The following is a 10,199-nucleotide window of genomic DNA, read 5'->3' as shown; positions in this document are numbered from 1 at the left end:
GACTGCCGTCTGGCAGTCCCCTTGATGTGTCTGCGTGATGCCGTCATGGCCGGCTGGCGCAATCGGGACACCCACGAGGTCATTTCACGGACACAGCCACGGCGTCTCAGTAGCATCGCTCTGGTGCGCGTCAATGTGCCGACAGGGCCAAATCAGAGCTCCCCCCACCCCCTTTCAGGTTGCCAACCATATTGTCCCCCCTTGCCCCTTTTGAGGGCTCCAAAGTTTTCCCCCCAACGTTGCCAGGGGACCGTCATCATGTAGTGAGACTGTGGTGAGTGGCACTGAGCCTTGTTGCCTTGTGGCCAGTGACTCACCAGCACTCGGGCAGCTAGCCTGAGTATCGTGTGCGCCAGCACGCTCAGCTCGGTCCGCCTGTCTCTTATGTATTGATGACACCTAGCTGACATGTTTCTGCTTCCTTGTGTGCGTCTGCTTGCACCGATTGTGGCTCGATGCTGGCATGCGGTATCCGGTGAGATACGCGCTCCTTGCTCGCTTGCCCGCCGCAACACCTCGTAGTGAGTGCCCTGTGCGGCACTCAGATCAGCAAACCCCCATGAGCACACCCCATCCTGTTGGACACAAACCCTGAGTTCAAAGAGATTCCGCTCTAGAGTTTTTAACTATCTCATCACGTAACATCGTGATCCCGTTCGAACGACGATTTCGATAGGCCTTTGGTGTGCAAGACAACATGTCGTCTCGCGCACGCATGCGCGTGACGCGTCAGCCAGGGACACAGTCAACGTTGCTGCACTGCTGGTACCCCATGTACACCCCACGAGTACGCAGCGTCGTTGGGTCCCTCGGATGAGGATGACGGTGGCAAGGTGGCAGGAGTAACCGGTGGTGTGTGCCACCGGTGTGGGCGGTGAGACAGTGACAGTGTCCGCCGCGAGCACGGAGTTACCCGTGTTGGCGGTAGATGCGGTAAACGCAACCCTGGCTGTGTGGCCTGGCTTGCTTCACTGCCTCTTTTGGCCTCCCCCTGCTTGCTTCGCAGAAGGGCCTTCCTACCAGCATGCTGTGAAGTGTTTACGGCATCGCTCTGCATGTGGTGTCTGTGCGAACACCAGATTAGCAAAGTCTCAGTACCTCAGTGATTGATTCATTGAAGTATTACGTTTGTACGACATCGTATCGAGGCCTCGAGTGTGTAATATCTGGCAAACACACTTTGCCTGGGCTCGCGTAGCTGTCACAGAGAGGGGCGGTGACGGGGCGGGAGGCCCGGGGCAGGGTGGCCCGACGGCATTGCAACTTGAAATAAATAAGGTGAAAAGTCATGCACATGCCAGTGTGTGGGGTGAGCTCAGGGGAGAGAGTGAGGTGGAGACTCGGAGGGGGTGGTGCAGGGAGAGAGGGCGCAGAGGCCGGGGGGAACCGCATGTGCGCGTGTGTGTGGGCGTGTGTGTGTGGTCGTGTGGTCACGGTGCCTACACCGGTACCACAGGCAGGCGCGGCCTGCAGCTCAGCGGCACGTTGCGCGAGGGCGCTGCGGAGGATGGCGTCAGTGCACGCGGAGGCAGCCCGCTGCACGCAGCCCAGGGCGAGGGTCAGGATGCCGCGTTTGCGTGTGCGCAGGGCGGCCTCGTACCGGATGCGCTGCCTGAAGCGTGGCTGGCTGCCAATGGCCTTGAGGCGCTGAAAGGTGATGGGCGTGCCCGTGCACCGCAAGCCCGCCAGTGTCATGAACCGGGACCACGCAACGTACGTCAAGCCAGTGGACATCTCCCTCTCACCGATGTCGACGCCGCCGCAGGCCAACGACATGCCCTGGGACTTGTGAATCAGGCCGCCAGTGGATGGCCAACATCAAGCGGGCTGGCCTCATGCCCAGCGCACCCACGACGTGGCGGCACCCGAGCTGCCCAAGTTCACCGCTGTCAAAGCGGAACCCACCCGGTGGCTGCAACAGTGGATGCCCGGCAGCTGACGGAGGCAGCGGAGTGGGTGCTGCTGGCGTGGCGGGTGTGGGGTTGGTGCCGGGCGCCGTCCACGTTGTGGCCGGCGTTGTAGTGCAGCTGGAAGTTGGTTGGCCCCACGGCGGCGGGGGACGGGCCAGGGGTGCCGCTAGCACAGTTGTGACGCAGAAGCCCACACGTACCTGCTACTGCTGCACCACCACCACCACCACCGCTGCCGCTCCGTAGTCTTTTCGAATTGCCAGTCGAGGCTGAGTGTTTGGTGAAGCCGGAGTTGCTAGAAGCTTTCCCGCGCAGCAGCTGCACGCCGCCGGGGGGCGACCACGCTTTCGTGGCGACAAAGGTGTGGCCCGTGGCTCTCAATTTCAGTAATTTGAGGCTTTTGTGCGACAACAACAGACACAACTACCGGTAGAGGTGTCGTTACTGGGCACCGGTAGGACACACAAGTACCGGTGTGGTGGAGCTGTGGCAGGCGGCACTGAACTCAACGGCATGAGCCGCCGAATTATTTTTGGGAACTACTAAAATATGTGAGCAGAATGGCGGCGCGCGCGTGCTTTGATTCCCAGCCGATCCTTCAATCTCGCATCGAAAAGTATCTGTGAGTTAGCACTTCAATTGGAGGTGACTGAGGGCGCCAATGCGCGCAACCCAGGCCAAGAGATGTGGGAACGACAGAAGAGGGGAGCTCGCTACGCTCGCAAAGACAACAGCCTCAGCACATAGGTGCAATTCACAGCACGATTGTGGCCGGTGACGGACATTGTGTTACTCCCACTATGACATAGGTACGTGGCGCGTGTCCTTTGCTCTCCTCCATATCGTTTGAGCAGTGAGATCCTGGTACACTTCGGACTTCGGCGAAGTCACTTCGCCCCGAACCGGTGGTATCCTTTCGAAACGTCGCCCCCCTCTCCTTTCGCCCCGTCAACCAATGGACGGGTGCAGAGGCTTATTTCTTCGGTGCTTAAATCTCGTCCCCGGTCCTTAGTTTGGCACCAGACGGAATTGGCTGCAATGTGTGCTTTGCCAGTGTTCTTGTCGCGCGGAGAAACCGCCGAGCGACCTCCAATTGTGAAACGAGCCCCTTCCGCCCCGCCTCTCAGACATCTGCTCACCAATACCCCCGCACACGCTCCCGTACGATACACGTGGACGCATTGGTGCCCTGATCACCCCGCACATTCTACAGCACGTCGCCCTGCAATGGGATCGGTGAGTGCGCGGTTTCTCCCCTGCAACTCCCCCCAAGCCGCACTGCGCACACGGTCCACACACCTTCCTCCCTTGATTTCGCCGCCACGCTACCTTGCAGGCGCATTCGGCTTCATCACACGGAGCGTCTGCTGCGTCTGCTGCGCCCGCGTTTCCTGGCCTTGCGTCTGCCGCGCCGACGGCGGCTGCCGCTCCTGCTCCGCATGGGTTTGGCGACCTGGTGGCTGGGACGGCAGCTGCGTCGACCTACTCTACCCCGGGCACAAGGGAGGCAGCGACAGGCTTTGTAGGAAGCGTTTCGGCCATCATTGACACGTACAATGCTGCGAAGGAGGCGGGCAAGGGTGCGCGAGTCTGGGAGGAAGCAGGAAAAGCCGCCACATCTTTCCTCGCTGCTGTGCCGCAAGCGGCGGCCATCCTCGGCGCAGCGGGCGAGCACATGCCTCTCATCGGAGTCGCGTTTTCGCTGTTGAAGCTGCTGGGAGAGGCAGCGACTGGCGCGCATGAGGTGCAGGACGAATACGCGCGCATGCTGAAGGACACGCGCGCCATGGGGGAGCTCGTGTGGGGCACGCGCGACGACTTCGCAGCGGCGGGTGTCACGTTTCATTCGCGAGTCGCCCATGAATTCGAAACCTACCTTGGGCACCTCGCCGCCGTCGTCAGGGAGTGCGACGCGTACCGTCGCAAAAGCGGCGCTGTGTGCTTCATCTGGCAAACAGCACACGGGGCGACGCTGAAAGAAATCGGACGCGAGCTGGACGCCATCCTGCAGCGGCTCGATCTGGCAGCAACTCTCAACGCAGACGGCAACATCCTGATCGTGCTCACGCGCATGGATGAGATGCAGCAGGACATGAAGTCGATGCTGCGCGCTGTACTGCCTGCGCCACCTGCCGTCGTTAATTTGGACTTGTATGCTGCCGCTGTGCGGCGCGCATTCACGACTCTGGACGTGGAGGCGCTGACTGTCGACGCATCATACTACAAGGAGCTGCCGCTAAATGACGTGTTTGTCCCGCAGCATGTTCGCGCGGCTGGCGACTGCACTGTGCTTGCGCTGGAGCTGCCACTGTCAGTGGTGGCGCTGTTGCGCGAGCGCGGAAAGGTGGACGGCTGGCTCGTTCCCGATGAAACGATGGACGCCTTGACAAAGAAGGAGGAGTTTTTGCGGCAGCAGCCACGGAGCGCACCACGGCTGTTTGACGCCCCCGACACCACACGCGTCGTGATCCTCGGCGACCCAGGCTCTGGCAAAACAAGTCTGCTGAAGCATGTAGCATTGAACTGGGCTACTGCGACGTCGGTGCAGACGCGGAGTACGACACCACTGCCGCTATATGCCCAGCTACGGCGGTATGCTGCTGAGCGCTCACGCTCAATCCTGGTGACCCTGGAAGCGTTCCTCGCTCGTGGAGAGCTTACTGGATTTCCGTTCAACAGTGCCACTCTGGATCAGGCCCTCGATGGCGGCGCGCTTGTGCTGCTGGATGGCTTGGACGAGGTGGTTGACAAGGACGCGTGGGAAGGCGTCGTGCACGACGTCGCCGCATTTGCGGCGCGGCATGCTGCTGCGCGGATTGTGGTCACCTCGCGCTTTGTCGGATACGCTCGCAAGACGCTGCACGATGCGGGGTTTGCGCACTTTGCGCTGCAGGATCTGGACGCTGCGCAGCGGCATACGTTTTTAGTCGCGTGGCACGCAAAGACGCACACACCCACCCAGGACTCGGAGCGAGAGCTGCGGTTGCTGCGCATCCAGCGGTCTATTTCAACCGTTCCCGCCATCATGCAGCTCGCTGGTAACCCACTGCTGCTCACCTTGATGGCCATCCTCAACCGCAGCCAGGAACTGCCCCGACAGCGCGTGAAGCTGTACGACAAGTGCGTCGAGCTACTGCTGGCGCGTTGGAACCCGCTGCACACCACGAACATCGTGGCAGAGGACGTCTTCCCAACGTCCGCACGCGAAGCAGCACTGCGCAAGATTGCGCGCGGGATGCAGATACACGACGGGCGCATCGGCAACGTCATCTCGGCGACAGACCTCCAGCGTGAGCTTGCGGATGCCCTGCATGCGCACATGCGCGCAGCGCACATGCCGCCTGATGCTGCGTTTACAACGCGATGCGTGATGGGGGTCATTGCGCAGCTGCGCGACCGCCACTTCATCCTCTGCTTCGTCGGCGGCGAACACTACGCCTTCGTACACCGGACGTTCATGGAGTACTTTGCTGCGATGGACTACAAGGATCAGTTCGACGCTGGCGAGCTGGATGAGAAGGCGCTCATTCTCTTGTACACGTCTCACTGTGATGAGCCGTCGTGGCATGAGGTTCTCCGTCTGCTCAGTGGCATGTTGCACAAAGCGCGCGTCGAGACGTGCCTGACAGCACTTCTAGACATGCGTTCACTGGACGCGAGCGTGTTGGCTGCCGAGTGCGCAGGGGAGCTGCCCAGCTCCGCGGCCCTCACTGTGGCTCTCATTGATCGGTCCTTTGACGCAGTTACTCGGATGGCTGAAGACCCTTCCTGCAGTCTCGAGCTCCGTCGCCGTGCGATTAGTGCGGTTGGCAAGGCATGGCGAGGCAGCGTGCGTGCGCGCATTTGGCTGTACCGTGCCGCGTTGTCAGCGAACGAGATAGCAGACGCAGCCATTGAACAGCTGGCAGGCGGCTGGCGCGATCACGTTGACACACGGCCTGCCTTGTGGCGAATCGCTCAGCTTGGTACACTGGGCTCCGACGCTGCGATCCGCGGGCTGGCGTTGCTTTATTCGTCTGCAGCGGATATCCGTGCCTTGCTGCTGCGCGTAGCAAGCTCAGGCAAGCAGGGTGCACCTGCTGCCACGGCCGAGCTCGCGCGGCTGTACCCAACTGACGCGGACGTGCGCGCGTTGCTGCTGCGCATGGCAGGGTCGGGTCAGCAGGCTGCTGCTGCTGCTGTACTTGAGCTGGCGAAGCTGTACCCATCCGATGCGGAGGTGCATGCGCTGCTGCTGCGCGTGGCAGGGCTGGGCGAGGGTCATTGGGGAGCTGCTGTTGCAGTGAGCGAGCTGGCGCGGTTGTATCCCTCTGACGCGGAGGTGCGCGCGGTGCTGCTGCGTGTGGCAGGGTCGGGCCAGGGCCAGTGGGGAGCTGCCGATGCCGTCAGCCAGATCGCTCGACTCTACTCATCTGACGCGGACGTTCGCGCCTTGCTACTGCGCGTGGCGGCGTCAGGCAAGCAGGAAGCTGAACGTGCCTTGAGCGAGCTTGCTCGACTCAACTCGTCTGATGAAGTCGTGCGTGAGCTACTGCTCCGCGTGGCAGGGTCGGGCCAACCTCCGGCACGCGCCGCATTGAGCGAGCTGGCGCGTTTGTCTCCGTCGGACCCGGATGTGCGCGCACTGCTGCTGCATGTGGCAGCATCAACCCAGGATTCTGCGGCTCCGGCCATGAACCAGCTGGTGCGGCTGTACCACTCTGACGCGGACGTGCGCTCGTTGCTACTGCGCGTGGCTGCGTCAGGCGGGGATGCACCCGCAGCCACCGCTGCCGTTAACAAGCTGGCGCGGTTGTACCCCTCTGACGCCGATGTGCGCGCGCTATTGCTGCGCGTGGCGGCATCGGATCAGGCGGCGGCTACCGCCGCCGTAACCCAGGTGGCGCACTTGTACCCAACGGACGCAGGGGTGCGTGCGGTACTGCTGCGCGTGGTTGCTTCGAGCCAGCGAGGAGCTGACTCTGCTGTGAGCGAGCTGACGCGGTTGTACCCATTTGACCCGTCTGTGCGCGAGCTGTTGTTGCGCGTGGCTGAGTCTGGTCAAAAAGTAGCTGCTGCTGCCATTAGGGAGCTGGTGCAACGGTTTCCGTTTGACGCAGAGGTTCGCGGCCTTCTGCTGCGCGTGGCTGCATCAGGGCCTTCCGCGGAGTCTAGCGTCATGTTGACCTTCATGCGCCAGCTGAGGCTGCACGGGTATGGGATGACGTTGCGAATGCCATTTGCACTAGGCAGCGCAGTTGCGGAGTCGACGGCCGTGCGCGAGCTGGCGCGACTGTACGCTTCTGCCCCCGATGTGCGCACATTGCTGCTGCGCGTGGCGGAGTCGCGTGACTTGGTTGCAGACTCCGCCATCAGCGAGTTGGCGCATCTGTTCCCATCCGACGCTGACGTACGCGCAACGCTGTTTCGTGTGGCTGGCCGGGGGGACTCGGGTCCCGAAGCTGCAAGTGAGCTTGCGCGACTGTATCCAGCTGACCCGGACGTGCGCGTGTTACTAGTCCGCATGGCAGAGTCGCAAACAGGGGTAGCTGGCTTTGCTGTGAGGGAGCTGGCGCATCTGTACCCGTCGGACGCGGAGGTGCGCGCGTTACTGTTGCGCCTGGCAACGTCTAGTCACAACGCAGCGGCTTCTGCCATCAGGGAGCTGGCGCAGCTGTGTCCGTCTGGCGCCGATGTGCGCGCGTTGCTACTGAGCGTATCGGAGTCGAGCCAGCAGGCAGCAGCTGCTGCGGTGACGGAACTAGCGCAGCTGTACCCGTGTGATGTCGACGTACGCGCGCTTCTGCTTCGCGTCGCGAAGTCGGCCCACGTCAGCGCAGCCACCGCTGCCAGAGTCGCGCTGACGCACCTGTACCCGTCTGACGTCGATGTGCGCGCGTTGCTGCTGCGCGTGGCTGAGTCGGGCAAGGAGGCTGGCGCTGCTGCCGTGAGCCAGTTGGCACGCCTATACCCTTCTGACGCGGATGTACGCGCATTGCTGCTACGCGTGGCAGACTCGGACGAGAAGGCTGGCACTGCTGCTATCCTCGAACTGGCGCGGCTGTACCCCTCTGACGTAAGTGTGCGCGCACTCCTGCAGCGTATCGCGGAGTTGGGGGACTCTTTAGCTCCTGCCGCTGTCCATGCGCTGGCACGGCTGTACCCAGCTGATCCGGAGGTACGGGCATTGTTGCTTCGCTTGGCGGAGTCGGGCCGACGCGGAGCCGACGTTGCCGTGCGGCAGCTAGCGCTGCTGTACTCATCTGATGTGGGAGTGCACGCAGCACTGCTGCAGGTGGAGGCGTCGGGCCGTCGTGCAGCATTTTCTGCGATGTGTGAGTTGGCGCGGCTTCGCCCATCTGACGAGCGTGTGCGCAACTCGTTGCTGCGCGTGGCGGAGTCAGGCCAGCGCGGAGCAGCTGTCGCCTTGAGGGAGCTGGGGCAACATTATCCACTGGACCCCGACGTGCGCGCAATATTGCTGCGCGTGGCGGCGGCTCCCCACGATGCAGCCGCTGTTGCCGTTCGCGTGCTGGTGCGGCTGTTCCCGTGTGATGCGGACGTACGCACGCTGCTGCTGCGCGTGGCGAACTCGGGCCACCAGACTACGGCTGTTGCTGTGAGCGCGCTAGCACTACTGTACCCATCGGACGCAGAGGTTCGCGCGGCGCTGCTGTGGGTAGCGCTATCGGGCCACCAGGCGGCCGATATTGCCTTGAGCGCGCTGGCGCAGCTGCACCCGTCTGACGCAGAGGTACGCGCAACTTTGATGCTCCTTGCACGGGGGGATCGTGAGGCAGCAGCCTCTTCTGCCGCCCGCGAGCTGGCGCATCTTTACCCAGCTGATGCAGAGGTGCGCACGTTGCTGTTGCATGTGGCGGAGTCGGGCCTCCCTGCAGCAGCATCTGCCGCCAGGGAGCTAGCACGACTGTATCCGTCTGACGCGGTGGTGCGCACGTCACTGCTGCGCGTAGCGGACTCGTGCCAGCAGGCAAGCACTGTTGCTGTGCGCGAACTGGTGCAGCGGTACCCATCAGCCCTGGACGTGCGTTCACTGCTCTTGCGCGTGGCGGAGTCAGGCCAACCCGCAGCCGCTTTTGCCGTCACGCTTCTAGCACCGCTGTATCCGTCTGACGCGGAGGTGCGTACACTTCTGCTGCGCGTTGCGGAGTCAGGCCAACAGGCGGCTGCTTTTGCCGTCAAGGAGCTGGCGCAGCTTCATCCTTCTGACGCAGACGTGCGAGGGTTACTTTTGCGCGTAGCGCAATCGGACAAGCAGGCATCAGCTTCTGCCGTGAGCCAGCTCGTGCAGCTTTATCCAACTGATGCGGATGTGTGTACACTTCTGCTGCGCGTGGCGGAGTCAGGCCAACAGGCGGCCGCTTCTGCCGTCAAGGCGCTGGCGCAACTGCATCCGTCTGACGCAGCCGTGCGCTCGTTACTCTTACGCGTAGGGGAAGCTTACACGGAGGCATCCGCTACTGCCGTGAGCCAGCTGGTGCGGCTCTATCCAGCTGACGCGGAGGTGCGCGGGCTGCTGCTGCGCGTTGCGGAGTCAGGCCAACAGGCGGCTGCTTCTGCCGTCAAGGAGCTGGCGCAGCTGCACCCGTCTGACGGAGACGTGCGCGCTTTGCTCTTGCGCGTAGCGGGCTCGGACAAGCAGGCGTCCGCTACTGCCGTGTGCCAGCTGGTGCGGCTCTATCCAGCTGACGCGGAGGTGCGCGCGCTTCTGCTGCGCGTAGCGGAATCGGACAAGCAGGCATCAGCTTCTGCCGTGAGCCAGCTCGTGCAGCTCTATCCAGCTGACGCGGAGGTGCGCGCGCTTCTGCTGCGCGTAGCGGACTCAGGCCAACAGGCGGCTGCTGTTGCCGTCAAGGAGCTGGCGCAGCTGCATCCGTCTGACGCAGACGTGCGCGCGTTACTCTTACGCGTAGCGGAATCGAACACGCAGGCATCCGCCGTTGCCGTGGGCGAGCTGGCTCAACTGTACCCATACGACTTGGAGGTGCGCGCGCTACTGTTGCGCGTAGCGGAATCGGACAAGCAGGCGTCCGCCACTGCCGTGAGCCAGCTGGTGCGGCTCCATCCAGCTGACGCGGCGGTGCGTACACTTCTGCTGCGCGTTGCGGAGTCAAGCCAACAGGCGGCTGCTGTTGCCGTCAAGGAGCTGACTGCCGTCTGGCAGTCCCCTTGATGTGTCTGCGTGATGCCGTCATGGCCGGCTGGCGCAATCGGGACACCCACGAGGTCATTTCACGGACACAGCCACGGCGTCTCAGTAGCATCGCTCTGGTGCGCGTCAATGTGCCG

The 10,199-nt window shown here is 62.8% G+C and carries 1 protein-coding gene; it reads left to right on the top strand.

The genetic code is table 11. The features are described from left to right. Positions 1 to 3,585 precede the first annotated feature (3,585 nt). Positions 3,586 to 10,083 (top strand): NACHT domain-containing protein, encoded by a 6,498-nt coding sequence (locus Q7V20_RS11655; RefSeq protein ID WP_304790919.1) that lies wholly within the window; start codon positions 3,586 to 3,588, stop codon positions 10,081 to 10,083. The last annotated feature ends 116 nt before the right edge of the window (positions 10,084 to 10,199 follow it).

Source organism: Aquabacterium sp., from assembly GCF_030652515.1.
GTDB lineage: Bacteria > Pseudomonadota > Gammaproteobacteria > Burkholderiales > Burkholderiaceae_C > Aquabacterium.
This window is presented reverse-complemented; position numbering and strand designations above follow the sequence as displayed.

What these genes read in the sequence shown, in the direction of transcription:
- Q7V20_RS11655 (WP_304790919.1), top strand. Translation starts at nt 3,586, where the DNA reads ATGCCTCTCATCGGAGTCGCGTTTTCGCTGTTGAAGCTGCTGGGAGAG.